The 16613-nt window shown below is 67.1% G+C and carries 17 protein-coding genes; 15 read left to right on the top strand and 2 right to left on the bottom strand.

Annotation, left to right across the window (positions count from 1 at the left end):
- The first annotated feature begins 10 nt into the window (after positions 1 to 10).
- The 6 genes from KUM40_RS39340 (at position 11) to KUM40_RS39365 (ending at position 7013) form a co-directional block, all read left to right on the top strand.
- Positions 11 to 580 carry an NADH-quinone oxidoreductase subunit J gene (locus tag KUM40_RS39340; RefSeq protein ID WP_217171179.1) on the top strand — a complete coding sequence of 190 codons (570 nt, stop codon included), beginning with the start codon at positions 11 to 13 and terminating at the stop codon, positions 578 to 580.
- Entirely contained in the window at positions 577 to 882 is a 306-nt protein-coding gene (locus KUM40_RS39345) for an NADH-quinone oxidoreductase subunit K (protein ID WP_217171180.1), read from the top strand. Before KUM40_RS39340 ends, KUM40_RS39345 begins: the two co-directional genes overlap by 4 nt.
- Positions 879 to 2750, top strand: coding sequence for a proton-conducting transporter membrane subunit (locus KUM40_RS39350; RefSeq protein ID WP_217171181.1), 1872 nt, complete (start codon positions 879 to 881; stop codon positions 2748 to 2750). The genes KUM40_RS39345 and KUM40_RS39350 overlap by 4 nt, the downstream gene beginning before the upstream one ends.
- Before the next feature lie 5 nt (positions 2751 to 2755).
- The gene (locus KUM40_RS39355) at positions 2756 to 4261 is read left to right on the top strand and encodes a NuoM family protein (protein ID WP_217171182.1); all 1506 of its coding nucleotides are present in this window, start codon (positions 2756 to 2758) and stop codon (positions 4259 to 4261) included.
- Entirely contained in the window at positions 4258 to 5679 is a 1422-nt protein-coding gene (locus KUM40_RS39360) for an NADH-quinone oxidoreductase subunit N (RefSeq protein WP_217171183.1), read from the top strand. The genes KUM40_RS39355 and KUM40_RS39360 overlap by 4 nt, the downstream gene beginning before the upstream one ends.
- 527 nt (positions 5680 to 6206) lie before the next feature.
- Positions 6207 to 7013, top strand: coding sequence for an IS5 family transposase (locus KUM40_RS39365; RefSeq protein ID WP_217171184.1), 807 nt, complete (start codon positions 6207 to 6209; stop codon positions 7011 to 7013).
- 135 nt (positions 7014 to 7148) lie between these two features.
- On the opposite strand, the gene KUM40_RS39370 is transcribed toward KUM40_RS39365, so the two are convergent.
- Positions 7149 to 7382, bottom strand: a complete 234-nt coding sequence (locus KUM40_RS39370; protein WP_217171185.1) for an AlpA family transcriptional regulator — start codon at positions 7380 to 7382, stop codon at positions 7149 to 7151.
- A gap of 734 nt (positions 7383 to 8116) precedes the next feature.
- Here KUM40_RS39370 and KUM40_RS39375 point away from each other — a divergent pair.
- Positions 8117 to 9031 carry a tyrosine-type recombinase/integrase gene (locus KUM40_RS39375; RefSeq protein WP_254396334.1) on the top strand — a complete coding sequence of 305 codons (915 nt, stop codon included), beginning with the start codon at positions 8117 to 8119 and terminating at the stop codon, positions 9029 to 9031.
- Positions 9032 to 9250: 219 nt separating this feature from the next.
- Here the strand turns inward: KUM40_RS39375 and KUM40_RS42550 are convergent, their stop codons facing one another.
- Complete coding sequence (locus KUM40_RS42550; protein ID WP_217171187.1) at positions 9251 to 9880, bottom strand: TetR family transcriptional regulator; 630 nt, start codon at positions 9878 to 9880, stop codon at positions 9251 to 9253.
- An 87-nt stretch (positions 9881 to 9967) separates the two neighbouring features.
- Between KUM40_RS42550 and KUM40_RS39385 the strand changes: the two genes are divergently transcribed.
- The 8 genes from KUM40_RS39385 (at position 9968) to KUM40_RS39420 (ending at position 16445) form a co-directional block, all read left to right on the top strand.
- Entirely contained in the window at positions 9968 to 10837 is an 870-nt protein-coding gene (locus KUM40_RS39385) for a ketopantoate reductase family protein (RefSeq protein WP_217171188.1), read from the top strand.
- Between the two features lie 108 nt (positions 10838 to 10945).
- Positions 10946 to 11533, top strand: a complete 588-nt coding sequence (locus KUM40_RS39390; protein ID WP_254396335.1) for a hypothetical protein — start codon at positions 10946 to 10948, stop codon at positions 11531 to 11533.
- Between the two features lie 256 nt (positions 11534 to 11789).
- Entirely contained in the window at positions 11790 to 12095 is a 306-nt protein-coding gene (locus tag KUM40_RS39395) for a hypothetical protein (protein WP_217171189.1), read from the top strand.
- A 223-nt stretch (positions 12096 to 12318) separates the two neighbouring features.
- Positions 12319 to 12858, top strand: a complete 540-nt coding sequence (locus KUM40_RS39400) for a winged helix-turn-helix domain-containing protein (protein WP_217171190.1) — start codon at positions 12319 to 12321, stop codon at positions 12856 to 12858.
- Positions 12855 to 13436 (top strand): transposase, encoded by a 582-nt coding sequence (locus KUM40_RS39405; RefSeq protein WP_217171191.1) that lies wholly within the window; start codon positions 12855 to 12857, stop codon positions 13434 to 13436. Before KUM40_RS39400 ends, KUM40_RS39405 begins: the two co-directional genes overlap by 4 nt.
- 254 nt (positions 13437 to 13690) lie before the next feature.
- The gene (locus tag KUM40_RS39410) at positions 13691 to 13906 is read left to right on the top strand and encodes a hypothetical protein (protein WP_217171192.1); all 216 of its coding nucleotides are present in this window, start codon (positions 13691 to 13693) and stop codon (positions 13904 to 13906) included.
- A 131-nt stretch (positions 13907 to 14037) separates the two neighbouring features.
- Positions 14038 to 14400: a hypothetical protein gene (locus KUM40_RS39415; RefSeq protein WP_217171193.1), complete on the top strand. Its 363-nt coding sequence runs from the start codon at positions 14038 to 14040 to the stop codon at positions 14398 to 14400.
- A gap of 326 nt (positions 14401 to 14726) precedes the next feature.
- Positions 14727 to 16445, top strand: coding sequence for an RICIN domain-containing protein (locus KUM40_RS39420; protein ID WP_217171194.1), 1719 nt, complete (start codon positions 14727 to 14729; stop codon positions 16443 to 16445).
- The last annotated feature ends 168 nt before the right edge of the window (positions 16446 to 16613 follow it).

Genomic DNA, 16613 nt, shown 5'->3' on the forward strand with positions numbered 1-16613 from the left:
GGAATGCGTCATGGGCACGACGAGCACGGTGCTGCTGTGGGTACTGGGCGTGCTCGCCCTGGCCGGCGCTGTCCTGGTATTCACCTTGAACTCCATGGCCCGGGTCACCTTCGCACTCCTGGCTTCCCTGGTGTGCGTGGGCGGGGTGGTGACCGTGCTGCGGTTGCCGTACCTCGGCGTGGTGATCGTGCTGATGATGGTCATGGAGATGGTGATCATGGCGGTGTTCATGATCGCGTACATGATGAATCCGGCCGGTCTGATGCCGATGTCGATGCTGCACAACAAGCGCGGCTCACTGGTCGTCAGCGGTGTCGTGTTCGCCGCCCTGGTCGTCGGGATCTTCCTGGTGCCGTGGCCAGATCGCACGGGAGCGCGGCCCGGGGACACCACGTTCCAGGTCGGGATGTCGTTGATGGGCGACCAGATGCTGACCATGGTCACGCTCGGGTTCGCGCTCCTGGCCACCATGGTGGGCGCCACCGTCCTCGCCACCCACCGCGGCCGGTACGACCGCTTCGGCGACGACCTCGACCAGCGGCCCCCGAACGACCCGACCGCCGGAGGAGTGGGCCGATGACGTTCGAACTCCTGCTGGTCCTCGCCTCCGGACTCTTCTCGACGGGCCTGTTCGGTGCCCTCTCCCAGCAGTCCATCGTCATGATCATGATGGGGATCGAGCTGATGATCGGCGGCGTCATCGTGGCCGCCGCCGACTTCTGGTACTTCCTCGCCCCCGCCGCCGGCAGCGGCCAGGTGGTGATCGTGGCGGCCGTGGTGGCGATGGCCGTGGAAATGGCCATGGGCTTCGCCGTCACCACTGCCATCTACCGCGCCCGCCAGGTCGACATGACCGACATGGCCGAGGACCTGAAGGGATGAGCGCGCTACTCTGGCTGCTCATCGCCCTCCCCCTGGGCGGCGGATCGGTACTGGCCCTCACGGGACCCCGCCGGGGCAGCCTGGTCCCCGCTATCGGTGTGGCGGTCGCCGTGGCCACGCTCGGTGCGGCGGTCGCCGCCGCGCTGACCCGGCCGGACGCGAGCGCTCCGCTGTTCGCCGGGATGGAGGCGGGGCTGGCGGTGGACGGCCTGTCCGCGGTGATGGTGGTCACCGTCGCCGCGGTCACCACCGCCGTGCTGGCCTTCGCCGCAGGGGAGTTCGCCGCCCACGAGAACAGGGGCCGGTTCTTCGGGCTCATGCTGCTCTTCGCCGGGGCCATGCTGGTCACCGTCACGGCGACCACCCTGCCGCTGTTGCTGATGGCCTGGGAGCTGATGGGTGCCACTAGCTGGGCGCTGATCGGCTACTGGTGGCGGCGGCCGGAGCGGGCGGAGGCCGCCGACGTCGCGTTCCTCACCACCCGCGCCGCCGACCTCGGCCTGTACCTGGCCGCGGGTGCCGCAGTGGCCGGCGGCATCGGCTCGCTGCGCCTGGACGCCCTGCCGCACGCGGATGCGCCCTGGCTGCACGTGGTCACCGCCGGCGTGGTGGTGGCCGCCCTTGGCAAGTCCGCGCAACTGCCGTTCTCGTTCTGGCTGTCGCGCGCCATGCAGGGCCCCAGCTCCGTCTCGGCACTGCTGCACTCGGCGACCATGGTCGCCGCCGGCGCCTACCTGCTGCTGCGACTCGCCCCGTTGCTGGACGCCACGGTCTGGGCGGGGCCCCTGGTCGCCTGGACCGGCGCAGCCACCGCCCTGGTCCTGGGGCTGGTCGCGGTGGCCCAGAGCGACCTCAAGCAGCTCCTCGCGGCCTCCACCTCGGCGCAGCTCGGCTTCATGGTGCTGGCCGCGGGCAGCGGCGGCGTCGCCGCGGGCACCACGCAGCTCGTCGCCCACGCCGCCACCAAGTCGGGTCTGTTCCTCGCCGCGGGCGCCTGGCTGACCGCGCTGGGCACCAAGCAACTGCCCGCCCTGCGCGGCGCGGCCCGCGCCCACCCACTGGTCGGCGTGGCCTTCACGGTGGGCGCCCTCACTCTGGCCGGGCTGCCGCCCCTGTCCCTGTGGGCGGCCAAGGACGAAGTCCTCGCCGCCGCCCACACCGAGTCAACCGCGCTGTACTCGGTGGGCCTCGCGGCGGCGGCCGTCGCCGCCATGTACAGCGTCAAAGCAGTCTGGTACGTCACCCGTCCCCTCCCGCACGACGCGGGATCCGGGTACGACACCGAGGAGCGCGGCACCCGTCGCGTCGCCCCTACGACACCGGCCCCACTCCTCGCCCTCACCCTCGCCGCGGCGGTACTGGGAGTGCTGGCCCTGCCAGGACCGGCGTCCTGGCTGAAACGGCTGGTCGGGGCCCAGGGTGAACCGTCCCCCGAGCCCTGGGAACTCGGATTGTCCGCCGGGGTGGCGCTCGCCGCCGCCGGCCTGGCCTGGAGGTGGGCGTCCCGCCCGGCACCCGCACTACGTGCCGCCGTCCGAGTGGTCCACGGGTGGCTGTACCTGGAGCAGGCGGCGAGGCTCGTCGTGGTCCGCCCGGTGCTGGGCCTCGCGCGCACGCTGGCCGCCTTCGACGACCGCGTCGTCGACGGTGCCGTACGGCAGACCGCCCGCGGCGGCCTCGCGGCGGCCCGGCTCGCACGCCGTCTCGACGACGGCGGCATCGACGCCGGAATCCGTGCCGTCGCGACCGGCGCGCGGAGCCTGGGCCGGTGGGCGCGCCGCCCACAGACCGGACTGCTGCACCAGTACTACGCCCAGGCCGCCGTGGGCTTCGTCGTACTGGTCCTGATCATCCTGTTGGTGAGGTAACTCCTGTGCTGAGCGTCGTCACGTTTCTGCCGCTCCTGGTGTGCGCGGTGCTGCCGCTCCTGCCGCGCACCCTCCCCGAGCGGGCGTACGTGTGGGTGTGGATCGCCACCGCTGCCGTGGACCTGGCCCTGGTCGTCGGCCTGTGGGCCGGCTACGACCCCGACGGCGGGATGCAGTACGAGCAGCGGGCGCGCTGGATCCCCAGCGCAGGAGTCGGGTACCACGTGGGCGTCGACGGCCTGTCCCTGCCCCTGGTCGCTCTGACCTGCCTGCTGTTCCTGGCCGTCGCCGTCCACTCCCTGCGCGAAAGGCGGCGCGTACGCTCCTACGTCTGCCTCTTCCTGTTCCTGCAGACGGTCAGCACCGGTCTGTTCGTCGCCCTCGATCTCATCCTGTTCTTCGTCTTCTTCGACCTCTCGATCGTCGGCATGTTCTTCGTCATCGCGGGCTGGGGCCACGGCGAACGAGCCAGGGCCGCGGCCCTGAAGTTCTTCCTGTACACCTTCGTCGGCTCGCTCGCCCTCCTGCTCGGCTTCATCGGCCTCTACCTGGCGGCCGACCCGCACACCTTCGACATCGTCGACCTCACCCGCGTGAACCCGCTGGCCGGACGTGGCCTGTACGCGGGCCTGGTACTGCTGGCCATCGGCGTCGGCCTCGCGGTCAAAACACCGACCGTGCCCTTCCACACCTGGCTGCCGCCCGCCCACACCGACGCCCCCGCCACCGGCTCGGCCATCCTCGCCGGGGTCCTGCTGAAAATGGGCACCTACGGTTTCGTGCGCATCGCCATGCCGCTACTGCCCGGCAGTTGGCGCCAGTACGCGCTCGTCATCGTGATCGTCGGCGCCGTGTCCGTCGTCTACGGGGCCCTGGTGGCGTTGGCGCAGACGGACTTCAAGCGCATGATCGCCTACACGTCGGTCAACCACATGGGCTACGTCGTCCTGGCCGTCGGCGCCGCAGGGACGCTCGCGGGCAGCGACGCCCAGGCGCGCACCCTGGCGGTGACCGGGGCGGTCACCCAGATGGTCAGCCACGGCCTGATCACGGCTGCTCTCTTCCTGCTCGCCGGTGTCCTCTACGACCGCGGACGCACCTACACGATGGACTCGTACTCCGGCCTGGCCGCGCACGTCCCGCGCTTCGCGGCGGTCACCGTGGTCGCCGCGTTCGCCAGCCTCGGCATTCCCGGCTTCTCCGGCTTCATCGCCGAATTCCAGATCTTCACCGGCAGCCTGGCCTCTCACGCGGTCGCCACTGCCATCGCCGTGACCGGCATTCTGATCACCGCCGCCCTGTTCTTGACCGTACTGCGGCGCATGTTCCTCGGCACCCCGCGCCTTCCCGAGACCATCCCCACCGGCGGCATCCGCGACCTGGGACGGACCGAGGCGCTGTCCACGGTGCCGCTGCTCGCGGTGGCCCTGGTGATCGGCGTCGCGCCGCGGTGGCTGCTGGACGTCATCGAACCGGCCAGCCGTACCCTGACCGGCCTGGTGGCGCGGTGAACGAAAACCTGGCTGCCCTCATCCCCGAGATCGCCCTCCTCGGCGCCGCCGTCATCGGGCTCCTGGCCGGTTCCTGGCTGCCCCGCCGGCGCCAGTGGCTGGTGGCCGTACTCGCGGCTGCCGCCTGCGTGACCGGCCTGGCGGCCACCGCCGTCACCATGACCACCGACCGCGAGCAGACCGTCTTCGCCGCCGCGTTCGCCGTCGACACCGCCACCGACATCGGCCGGCTCATCGTGCTCGCCGCCCTGCTGCTGATCATCGGTATGTCGGTGGAGACCGTGAGGGGCCACAAACGCGAAGCCGAATACTGGGTGCTGCTCCTGATGACCGGTGCCGGCACCCTCGCCCTCATCGGCGCAAACGACCTGCTGATGCTGTTCGCCGCCTACCTGCTGGCCAGCGTCCCCGCCTACACACTCGCCGGTTTCGCGAAGGACGCCCCCGGCACCGAAGCCGCCCTGAAGTACTACCTGATGGGCGCGCTGCTGGGCATCACCATGCTCGCCGGCACCGCGCTCCTCTACAGCGCCGGCCACGCCACCCACTACAGCGACCTCGCCCAAACCCTGCCTTCCGCCCCCTACGGACTCGTCGCCGTCGGACTGGTCGGCGTCCTCGCCGGCCTGCTCTTCAAGGTCGGCGCGGTACCGGCCCACTTCTGGGTGCCCGACGTCACCGACGGGGCTCCGGCACCCGTCGCCGCGTACGTCACCACCCTGCCCAAAGTCGGTGCCCTGATCGCCGGTTACCGACTACTGCACCAGGCAATGGCCGACAGCGACGTCAACTGGCCGCTACTCCTCGCAATCCTGGCCGCGGTCACCATGACCCTGGGCAACCTCGCGGCGTTCTTCCAGACCTCCGTCAAACGCCTGCTCGCCTACTCCACCATCAGCCAGGTCGGCTACCTCCTCATGGCCCTGGCCGTCACCACCCGCAGCGACACCGCCCAGAGGAGCCTGCTGCTCTACCTGGCCGCCTACGCCGCCACCAACCTCGGCGCCTTCGCCGTCGTCACCGCGCTCCCCCGGGCCCGTACCCTCACCGACTACCGCGGCCTCGCCCGCCGCCGCCCCGGCCTCGCAGCCGTACTCGTCGTCTGTCTCCTGGGCCTGGTCGGCACGCCGCCCACCGGCGTCTTCCTCGGCAAGCTGGAAATCTTCAGCGCGACCATCGACGGCGACTACACCTGGCTCGCCGTCCTCGCCGTCGCCAACACCGTCGCCTCGCTCTTCTACTACCTGCGCTGGCTCGGCCCGCTGTTCCTCACCACCGACACGGCACCCTCCGACACACACGCGGGCGCGGGACGCTGGCCCGCCGTCACCGCTCACCTGGCAGCAGCCCTCTCCCTTGCACTCGGCATCGCCGGGCAGGCTGTTCTCACCGTCGCCGAGGGACCGCTGCTGTCGTGAAGTTCCATGCGTCCTCGAGCTGGCCGAGTCGAAGGCCGGGGCAGCGAGGGTGTCGCTGAAGTCGGACGGGTCGACGACGTCGATCTCTAGGAACAGGACGTCGGCCGGGCCGGGCACGGGATCCCTCTTGCTGGCGGAGGTGGCGAAGCGTGTAGGAGGTGGCAGCCCTGCTGACTCCGGGGAGCTCGTGTACGGCCGCTGGGAGGCGGCCTACAACGGCGCGAAGACCGCCAAGGTGCCTGACGTCCTCGCGGTTGCCCTGACCACCGACCCGGCCACGGCGGAGTTCTTCGAGAAGTCCGAGACCCGGGCGTGCCGGATAGAGAAGTACCTAGCGATGCTGGCCAAGGGCGAAAGCTGTACCCGTAGTCCCGAAGCGCAACCGGGTAGTACTCCGGGGGCCCGGCGCGCCTGCGGCCCCGGCCGCAGCCACCAAATGCCTCACTGAACCTCTTTCATCCTGTGCTGGCGGGTGAAATGGGCTGGTCAGCGGACGTGGTGACGAGGCAGGGCCCCTCGTCGTTGGCGTGGTGATTCCACTCAGCACACCGGCGACCGAAGGGGCCCTGTTGGTTCCGTATCGAGCCACGCTCGACGTCCCGCACGAGCTCGTCGAGCATGTTGCCTGGCTGCTCTACGAGCACCGCCGCGCACGCAACACCCGCTGGCGGAAGCTCGGCTGCTTCGACCAGGCACTGCTCACGCTGGTCCACCTGCGCAAGAACGAGACGTTCGCCCAGCTCGGCGCAGGGTTCGCGATATCGCAGGCCACCGCCTGGCGCTACGTGGACGAGGCCCTGGAGGTGCTGGCCTCCTGGGCCCCAGGCCTCCACGAAGCCCTCACCGGCCTCGGTGAGGGCGACCACGTCATCGTTGACGGCACACTGATCCCCACCGACCGCGTCCGCGCCGATCAGCCGTACTACTCGCAGAAACACAAGAAGCACGGCATGAACGTGCAGGTCATCGCCCGTCCGGACGGCACACCCCTGTGGTTCTCCCGCGCGACGCCGGGCCGCACACACGACCTGACCTCGGCCCGCGCCCACGGCATCGTCCAGGCCTGCCTGACCCGGCAGATCCTTGTGCTGGCAGACCGCGCCTACCAGGGTGCCGGCGCCATCTTCCGCACCCCGTACTACCACCACAGCGAACAACCCGAGCACTACCAGCAGTTCAACCGCGACCACGCCCGACTCCGAGCCCCCGGTGAACGTGCCTTCGCCCGACTCAAGTCCTGGCGCATCATGCGCAGAGCACGCTCCTCCACCCGCCGCGTCAGCCGCACCGTCCAAGCCATCCACGTACTACTGACCTGCGACTATTCAGGATGAAAGAGGTTCACTGAACGTAACGAAACGTCAGAGGACCTTTCCAAGGAGAGGCCGCAGGTGGCGGCAGACGAGTCGGGCTGTACGCCGGGTTCTGTCGCCCTACCAAGAACATGGGCACCAGCCGCTCTTGGCCGATCATGTCGCGCGATTCACCGCTTGAGCTTCCAGCCATGCCTCTACCTCCGTCCAGCGGTAGCGCAGATAGCGGCCGACCTTGTGGGCTCGCGGACCCTGGTGTCGGTGATTCCATATGTAGACCGTGTTCAGCGGTACGCCCAGGAAGTCGGCCAGTTCCTCCGCGCTCATCAACGGGCAGCGGTCTCCCGCGCCACTGGCGGCTTCTTCGGCACGGGCAGTGGTTCGACGCATGGGCACTCCAGAACGGTTCGGCATAGGCAGGAAAGAACCACGTGAGCAGTAGTCCGCAGTGGTGACGCACGGAACGTTTGCATGAAATTCCAGCCGGACCAAATAGAAGAACTTGCGAAGAGATTCCTACGACCCTTGCGAACTCTCGAAGGACACAAGCGAATCTTCGCTGAGGGTTCGGCGAGCCCTCGTCGAACCCTCAGCGAGAATTCGCCTAGGTGAGATCTTCCTCCCTACCACTCTGCGGCCTTGCCGCGAAGACCCCAAGAATGCGTTTGACATTTTCAGCTTGCTTGGATCAACATCCCACTCACCTGATACGAGAGAACCCACAAAGAAGCTTCAAGGCCCGCTGCAAACTAGGAGTTGAGTCCATGCCGTACGACCGTTGGCACAAGTCACGCCCGAAAGCCGGGGAGTCGACCTGCAGGGAACACGGTAAGGTTCCAACGAGGGATCACGGGACCGGGAAGCGGTGGCAGGCCCGCTGGCGTAACCGGGAAGATGTCCAGCAGACTGAGCTGTTCCGCACCGAGGCCGAAGCTCGCAGGCACGAGACCAAGATGCGGTCCGGAGTGGACGACGGGTCATATATCAACCCTCGCGCCGGAGAGGTCAGGGTCGGTGAACTCGCCCTCACGTGGCTCAAGAGGCATGAACACAAGAATCCGCGCACGTACCGACGCCACAAGGAGCGGATTCTCCTACACGTCGCTCCTACCGAAGTTGGGAAGATGCGCGTAAAGGACGTGAACGCGTCGTCTTTGCTGGACTGGTTGCACGACCGTCGTCGGCTGCTCGAAAGTTCCACGCTGCGCCTGGTATTCGACAATCTTCGGGCTGTCTTTGATCTGGCCGTGGACGACAGCCTGATACACAAAAATCCATGCCTCGCCAAATCGGTGCAGGACGCCAAGCCGAAACGAGGAGACGGCGGCCGGGCAGAGCTGACCCTGACGTGGGAGGACACCGATAAGATCCGTGCCGAACTTCCAGAGCGCTACAAGGCACTCGTCGACTGCGGTCGCGGCCTCGGTCTTCGCCAGGGAGAAATTTTCGGCCTGTCGCCAGACGACATCGACTGGGCCCATCCCGACGGCCCGCTTGTGCACGTGCAACGGCAAGTGGTCCACGACGGGTCGTTCCTGGTGTACGCCCTTCCCAAGGGCGGAGACGACGAGAACCCGAAGGACCGGTGGGTCGAACTGACCGATGATGTGGCCGTCCCCCTGCGCGAGCACATGGAGACATACCCGCCTGCCCAGGTGACCCGACCATGGGGCAGCCAAGACGGCGCCCCGGTCACGGTGCGGCTGATCTTTTACACCCGAGAGAAAACGGCCATCCAGTCGAATTGGTTCAACTCCTACCGCTGGAAGCCCGCTTTGGCAGCGGCCGGCCTCATCAAGCCCCTCGACCCCGAAGAGAAGGGACGGCGTTGGGAGAATTCCCGCGACAAGATGATGCACGCCCTTCGGCACCTGTACGCGTCGATGATGATCAACGGCGGGGTAGACGTGTACACGCTCGCGGATCGGCTCGGCCACGCCGATCCTGCGTTCACTCTGCGTAAGTACGTGCATCGGATCACGGGAGCCGGTTCCAAGATCCGCGTCGCGGTCCAAAGCGCCTACACACGAGCCACCTGACTCCGCAGCGTTCGGCTTGTGCAACGCTCGTGCAAGATGATCATCGAACGGGTCTGTCTGCACTGGTCAGGCGGATGGTATAGGAGTTCCGGGACATCTGAAAGCTCTGAGAAAAGGTAACGCGAAGCCCCTCCTGACCTGCACGTATGTCAGCCGGGCCCTGCACGTGATGAGTCACGGGCGGGGCGTCGGCATGACCGACTCACCTGCCTTGGGTCGTCAGGTCCGGGTCGGTGGCGCACTCATCGCTGCCGTCAGGAACGTGATCGCCCATCGCCGGGCCGCCTCGCCCGCTACCGGGGACACGCAGCCAGGGGTGGGTTGCTGGTAGACCTCGAGGCGGTCGACGGCCGTCACGGCAAGGATCCCCCGCATCCGGAACCACAGCTCCTCCGGGGACAGGCCGGGCAGTGCGCGCGCGAAGGCTGCGAGGTAGCGCTCGCGGACCGAGATCTCGGCCGGGCCGGTCCAACTGCGTGCCTCCTCGGCCGGGTCGCTGAGGATCGTCACGATCAGCCGGGACGTCCGGGCTCCGCCCTCGTCGCCGGCCGGCATCTCGTCGAACAGCGGCCCCGCGAATGCCTCCACCAGTTCGCTGACCGGTGGGTCCGGGGTCCGGGCGAACAGTTCGTCGAGCCCGGCGCACTGGGCAGCGTTGATGGGCTCGACCACGCGGCGGACGACTGCCGCCATCAGCTCCGCCTTCGAGCCGAAGTGGTAGCCGACGGCGGCCACGTTCGCTCCGGCGAGTTTGGTGATCGCGCGGACCGAGGTGCCGCTGTATCCGTGCTCGGCGAAGAGGTGCTCGGCCGCGTCGAGGATCTGGGTGCGGGTGTCTGTGGTCGCCACACGAATGACTCTACATATGTTTGAATAAAACGAACGCTTGAGTCAAACAGGCGCTTGAGTCAAACAGACGTATGAAAGAGGGCTGTCATGAAGCTGCTCGTGTACGGCGCCGGGGTTTGCGGCAGCCTGTTCGCCGCCCGCATGCATGAGGCCGGCCACGACGTCTCGCTCCTCGCCCGGGGCGCCCGCCTGACCGCCCTGCGCCGGCAGGGAGTGCAGCTCGCCGAGGAAGACGACCCTGTCAGGCGGGTGCCGGTACCGGTGACAGAGCAGCCGGACGGCGGGTACGACCTGATCACCGTCTTCGTCCGCTCCCACCAGGTGGACGCAGTGCTGGAATCACTCGCCGGTGTCCAAGGTGACGTGCTGTTCCTGCTCAACTGGGCAGCCGGCCCGGAGACGCTGGGTGCGGTGATCGGCCACGAGCGGGTGCTGCTCGGCTTCCCCGCGACCGGCGGCACGATGGACGGCGACGTGGTCCGCTACCGCAGGACCAATTTCATCACCCGCCGGGTCGCGATGCCGATCGGCGAGCCCGACGGCCGTACCACCCCGCGACTGGAACGGATCGTGGAGACGTTCCGTACCGCCGGGATCAACGCCAAGGCCGAGCCGCAGATGGATGCCTGGCTCAGGACGCACGCCGCGTTCGAGGTCCCGCTCGGTCAGGCGGTACACACGGCGGGCGGCCCGGTAGCGCTGGCCGACACCCCGGACGCGGTAAGCGGCATGCTCCACCTCATGCGGCAAAACCTCGCCGCGATGGAGACACCACCGGTACCTCGCGCGTTCGCCGCGTTGCGGGCTCTGCCGCAAGGGCTCCTTGTGGCCGTGCTCCGGCGCTTCCTGAAGAGCCCGACGGCCGTGCACAGCGGACTCAGCGACCGCTCGCCTGCCACGACGGCCGAACTCGAGCGGCTGGCCGAACAGCTCGGCGCCCGTGCGGGAGCACACTGAGCGACCCAGGACGGCGAAAACTTCACCACGCACACCACCGCCAGTCCACCGCCGGACCTGTCGACGCCGCACGTCTCCGCGTACGCGCACGCGCACAACGTGCCCAGCGTGCTCACCGACCTCAGCGGTCCGACCCCCGACGACCCGAACAACGACCAGGTCGACAGCCTCGGCGAGGCGCTCGGCATCTTCGGCGACGCCTTCGTCCACGTCGCCAAGTCACCCTTCGTGTTTTTCGGGGACCTGGAGGACGCGTTCACCGGTGAGAACGGGGGCGCGGGCGCGTTCGTCGACAAGCACCTCCCCGTCCGCCCCGCCTACCGGCTCTACCGCGCCGAGTACATGCTCCGGCAACAGGGCTGCGACGCGCTCGCCGATCTGTACGCGGAGGCCGCCGACGAACTCGCCCAGCAACTGGTCCTCACCGGGGTCGGCAGGCTGACGGGATGGCGGCGGGTCGTGGTGGCCACGGAGCGGGAGTTGCAGTCCGGCGGCTCGTCCTTCCGGCGGCCGAGCAGCGAGATGGACTTCGAGCTGGAATGGGAGGACGACGCCTGTAACGCGATCCGCGCCGACGCCCAGCTCGACCGGGTGGCGCAGACCGCGGCATCGAGCGGCTGTTCCGCGGCTGACGTCAATCAGATCTACAACCACCTGTTCATCGAAACGCATCAGCTCGACGTGGGAATGCGGTGATCCGGTGCCAACCCGCTTATCGCCAGGGCCTGGGAACGCCTCCAGAACGGAAATCCACACCCCAGCGATTTCGATCTGATCGGACATGAACTGTACGAGTCGAACTGGATGCGTCAGCACGGCGACCAGCACTATCGTCGTGCCCACCAGGCGATCCTGGATGCCGACCACACCTGGGACGAGCGTGCGCCCGCGGCGGACAGTATAGGGTTCAGGTGATCAAATCCCTGGCGCGAGCGAACTGGTGAAAATCCCCGTGACAGCATCACTGACATGCAGGAAGATCCACTCTCTCGAAGCGGGATCCGTCTACGCCTGGGAAACCGCAGAGGGGGGCACCGGAAACATCCTGATCGACCCGGAAGGATCAGTCGCCCGCCTCTGCACACCGGAGGGAATAGCCCTCGGCGACATGCTCATCGACAAAGAAGTCGGGCATATGGAAAACCCCGACCCGGATCCGGAACTCCGCCGCTCTTTCCTGATTGCGGCGTCGGTGATCTTCCAGGAAGGGGAGCGGCAGGGGCGACTGCCTGACAAGATCACCCGTACCTACTGGTAGGCGCCACGTCACCATCCGAGAGGCCGTGCTCTCCCAGAGCGGGCCTCTCAGCATGCCACTGGGAAATGTGCTTCGGCTCATGAGAGCGGCGCGGCGGCCCGTGTAGCGGGCCCCGGCAACGCCCCAAACCCGCACGCGCAGGGCCCTGCGACTACTGAACTTGATTGGGTGATGTCGGACCGTTCGCCTGACGGTGGTCGGTCCGTTCCGGTAGCCCTGAACTGTGAGATACGCGCAGGGCGGCGGGTTGACCGACGTCGGGAGGGCCGCGAGGGAGCGGGTCCGGTCGCAGGCCGTGACACGCTTCCAAGGCGGGCAGAAGAACAGGGAGATCGCTGCGACGCTGCGGGTCAGTGAGCGGTCCGTGGAACGGTGGCGCGGTCAGTGGCGCGAGCGCGGTGAAGCGGGGGTCCTGTCGAAGGGATCGCCGGGGCGGCCGAGGCTCAGCGAAGCACAGATCGCGAGGCTGGAACGGGAACTGGAGCGTGGGCCGCTGGTTCACGGCTGGGCCGACCAGCGGTGGACACTGGCCCGGATCAAGACGCTGATCGGCCGCCTGTTCCACGTGAGCTACACCGTGGAGGGCACGTGGCTGCTGCTGAAGCGGCACGGCTGGTCCTGGCAGCAGCCGGCTCGGCGGGCTATCGAGCGTGACGACGCGGCGGTCGAGGTCTGGAAGAAGGAGACCTGGCCGCGGGTAAGAGCACCGCGGCGGCATGTGACGGCTGGATCGTCTTCGAGGACGAAGCCGGGCAGTCGATGACGCCGCCGCGAGGGAGAAGCTGGGGACGCAAGGGCTCCACGCCAGTGGTCCGGGTCCGTGGCCGGGGCTCTGGCCGGGTGTCCATAGCCGGGTTGACCTGCTACAAGCCGGGGAAGCGGTCCCGGACGTTCTACTCGGTCCGCGAGTACCGGGGCCGCAAGGGCGAGCCGAAGGGCATCGGCTGGCGCGACCTGTGCGACCTGCTGGTCAGAGCGCACATCCAGCTCGGCGGCCCGATCGTGCTGGTCTGGGACAACCTGCGCATGCACCTGGTCGAGGCGATGCGCCGATTCATCGCCGACCACGCGGACTGGCTCATCGTCTTCCAACTTCCGAGTTACGCACCGGACTTGAACCCGCAAGAGGGCATCTGGTCACTGGTCAAACGTGACATCGGCAACCTCGCCGCAGCCGACCTCGGCCAGATCACTCGCGCCGTCAAGCGCAGGCTCAAGCAGATCCAGTACCGTCCGGACCTGGTCGACGGCTGCCTGACCAGCACCGGCCTGATCACGGACGACTGGCCGACATCACGCATTCAAGCTCAGGCAGTAGCTTCGAGCGTTTCTAGACAGTGACTAAAATTCGCCCTTGAATGACAGTGTGGCGGTCAGTAAATTCAGCTGCCCGCCGGACTGCTGTCCGGCGTCGTAGGTCGATATGCAGGGAGACAGGGATGCGCAGCAGGTTTCGAACCTGCCGCTGACTCGTGAAACGCGGGCCAGCGGGGTTCTTCATTAGCTTGGTTGCCCTGACAAGGCACCGTCCGAGGGAGACGTATGCCCTCAGTCGGACACCAGGTGACCCCGCTCGCGTATCCGAGGAGTGCACCTTGCTGGACCGTTTGATCGACCTCCTGTCTCAGACCCGGACCCTCCGCGCCCTGCTGGACTTCTGCACCATCGTGGTCCGTCTGCTGCCCGCGTTGGTCGTGATCGTGGCGCTCATCCCCTCGTTCGTCGTCTTCGCGTTCATCTCCGCCGGGGCACGCAGGTCGGTTCTCGACATCGTGGACCGCCTCACGAACTGGACCCTCGCCCGCTACTGAACTCGATTGAGTGATGTCGGTGCCGTTCGCCTGACATCTGGCCGGCGGCACCGACCGGGCCCTGTGAGCGTCGGGTCGACGGACCCGAAATTGGTCGAAGCCCGAAGCTGCTGGTCAGCTACGGTGGCGGCATGCCTGAAAGTCTGCCCGAGGATGTAGCTGACGTGCTTGGCCTCGTCCTGAACCCGGACGAGCCGATTCACGTCGCCCTCCGACGGCAGGTGCCCCAACTCAGGGTGCAATCCCGCTGCAAGTGTGGGTGCGGCACTGCCTACTTCGACCTTGACGCCGACGCGTTGGAGCCCGCGCCAACGGGCCCCGGCACCGTCGTGGCTGCCGACGTACAGATGTTCACCGAAACCGGCGAATGCCCTGGTGAGGTCTTGGTCTTCGCGCAAGGCGGCTACCTCTCATGGCTGGAGGTCTGTTCTTGGAGCGATGACGTCGAGGTGAACCTCTCCGCGGCGCGGCGCTGGCTACAGCCGTCGTCCTGAACCCGAGCCGGTAACAGCCGACATCTCGGACCCTGACGCCGCCACCACGAATCGACCGACATCACGAGTTCAAGTTCAGTAGCGCCAGCGCGCCACGGCCGAAGCCACCCTCACCCGCAGCCGTCGTGCGACCTCCGACGGTTTGATCTCTTGCTCGAACAGTTCAGCCACCTGCATCCGTGCCGACACCCAGCGCCGGCGTCCGCAGAAGTCAGCCCGCGCCCATCAGGAACTTCCCAACGATTCACCCCAACGAGCTGAAGTCAGTAATGTCTTGCGACATGATGCCGAAGCTACGAGGTCGCCACAGGGGACGGAACACGGCGATGCTGGTCGTTCTGTCCTCGTTGGCAGCATTGATATGGGGCGGCCCGCCGGCAGTGGCTGCCGACAGCCCGACCATCAACGACACGGGCAAATTGTTCACGAGCAAGGATGCGTCCGACTTCGTCCTTCATCCGCGTGAGATGCCTGGCGTTGACGAGGGGCAGACGGCACGGTCAGTGATCGAGGGTGCCGAGGCACAGGGGGTTGTGACTCGAGTTTCCCCGCTGAACGTCGCGCAGTCCAAGCAGCACATCGGCCGAGCCCTGTGCCATACGACCGGCATCAACGGCACATTCAAGTACAACGGGTTCTGCTGGAACGAGGCGGACGACAACACCAGCGCCTGGTCCAACGGCTGGCACCCGCAGGGCTTCACCGCCTCCCACGACGCGGATCCGAGTGGCACGATCGGCGGTCACCACCTGTACATGGCGACCTGGTACTACGGCGTCTCGGGAGACGACCGCAACAAGAAGGCGCGCGTCACCATCCTCGAATCGACCGGCACGGAGTGGACCTACGGACACGTACTGCTCGTCAAGCCGACCGGCAGCCGGACCAATCCCCAGTTCACCTCGGTCGGTGACGTCCACGCCGACGGGATGGTCTGGTACGGGAACAGGCTGTTCGTGGCCAACGGTGGGGAGTTGCAGATCTACGATCTCAACCACCTGTGGAAGGTGAACTCGATCTCCGGAGGGTCGGGTATCTCGGACAGCACGTCGACGGCCGAGTACCACCAGTGGGCCCTTCCCATGGTCGCCCGCTACTCGAACCGCACCAAGGCCCAGCAGGACGCGGCTGCACCGAACAAGCGCTCCAACATGAACTGCGACGGAGCCGTGGCATGCCTGAGTTCCCTGAGCCTGGACCGCAGTGTGTCACCGCCGCGCTTGGTGTCCGGACGCTATGGGAATGCCGAACGTACCGAGCCGCTGGACGTGATCCGCTGGCCACTCGAATACATCGGTGAAGGCGGCACGTCCCCCATCACGGCGACAGCCGCGTACTCCGCTCCCGTCCACGGTTTGCAGGGCGTGGCCACAGATGGCACGTACTACTATCTGTCAGCGATGTGCGACACGGGCTACATGGGAGTTGTCGACCCCACGAACAGCGACGCCTACTACTGCATCTGGCAGGCCAAGCCGGGGGGACCTGTCTCGATCCTCACCCGTGTTTCGCCCCTCACCCAGAACCTGTCCTACTCGTTCTCCTCGGGCCGCCTGTGGGGTATGAACGAACGCAACGGCAAGCGCGTCGTCTTTTCCCTGCTGCCGCGGGAGGCCGACAACTTTCAGTACCTGTACAACGACTACAGCAAGCTGTGCGCGGGCGCCGGAAGCGAGATCGACAACAGCACACCAGTCATCCAGTGGGGTTGCAACAACGCGCAGGACGAGCGCTGGCTGTTCGAGGAGACCAAGGACAACAACGACAACCTCGCCTACTTCATCCGCAACACCTACTCCGGCAAGTGCATGGGTACCGGCAACAGCCTCGCCGACGGCGCCGGCGTGATCCAGTACACCTGCAACGGCGCGGTGGACGAGAAGTGGTGGTACGACTCGACCACCCACGAGGTGCGCAACGTCTACTCGGGCAAGTGTCTGGGCCTGGGCGCGGCCGCCACCAAGGGCAGCCAGCTCATTCAATGGCCCTGCAACGGCGCACAGGACGAACGCTGGACCATCTCCAGGACCGCACCCGAAGTGTGACCTGAACGCCCGTCTCCGATGGCCCGCCGACCAAACGATGCTGTTGGCCAATCGGTCGGACAATAATCGCACCCACGGCCCGGATCCCACGATTGGACAGATTGTCCCGGCAACACGCCAGCAAAGTGGTGTCTTTGCTGGGACAGACTGTCCAGTCAATGACCTCTA

It is taken from the genome of Streptomyces sp. AC512_CC834 (assembly GCF_019049325.1).
Classification (GTDB): Bacteria; Actinomycetota; Actinomycetes; order Streptomycetales; family Streptomycetaceae; genus Streptomyces.

Coding starts and splice junctions, on each gene's coding strand:
- KUM40_RS39340 (WP_217171179.1), top strand. CDS start 11: ATGGGCACGACGAGCACGGTGCTGCTGTGGGTACTGGGCGTGCTCGCC.
- KUM40_RS39345 (WP_217171180.1), top strand. CDS start 577: ATGACGTTCGAACTCCTGCTGGTCCTCGCCTCCGGACTCTTCTCGACG.
- KUM40_RS39350 (WP_217171181.1), top strand. CDS start 879: ATGAGCGCGCTACTCTGGCTGCTCATCGCCCTCCCCCTGGGCGGCGGA.
- KUM40_RS39370 (WP_217171185.1), bottom strand. CDS start 7,382: ATGCGTCGAACCACTGCCCGTGCCGAAGAAGCCGCCAGTGGCGCGGGA.
- KUM40_RS39375 (WP_254396334.1), top strand. CDS start 8,117: ATGCGCGTAAAGGACGTGAACGCGTCGTCTTTGCTGGACTGGTTGCAC.
- KUM40_RS39385 (WP_217171188.1), top strand. CDS start 9,968: ATGAAGCTGCTCGTGTACGGCGCCGGGGTTTGCGGCAGCCTGTTCGCC.
- KUM40_RS39405 (WP_217171191.1), top strand. CDS start 12,855: ATGACGCCGCCGCGAGGGAGAAGCTGGGGACGCAAGGGCTCCACGCCA.
- KUM40_RS39415 (WP_217171193.1), top strand. CDS start 14,038: ATGCCTGAAAGTCTGCCCGAGGATGTAGCTGACGTGCTTGGCCTCGTC.
- KUM40_RS39420 (WP_217171194.1), top strand. CDS start 14,727: ATGCTGGTCGTTCTGTCCTCGTTGGCAGCATTGATATGGGGCGGCCCG.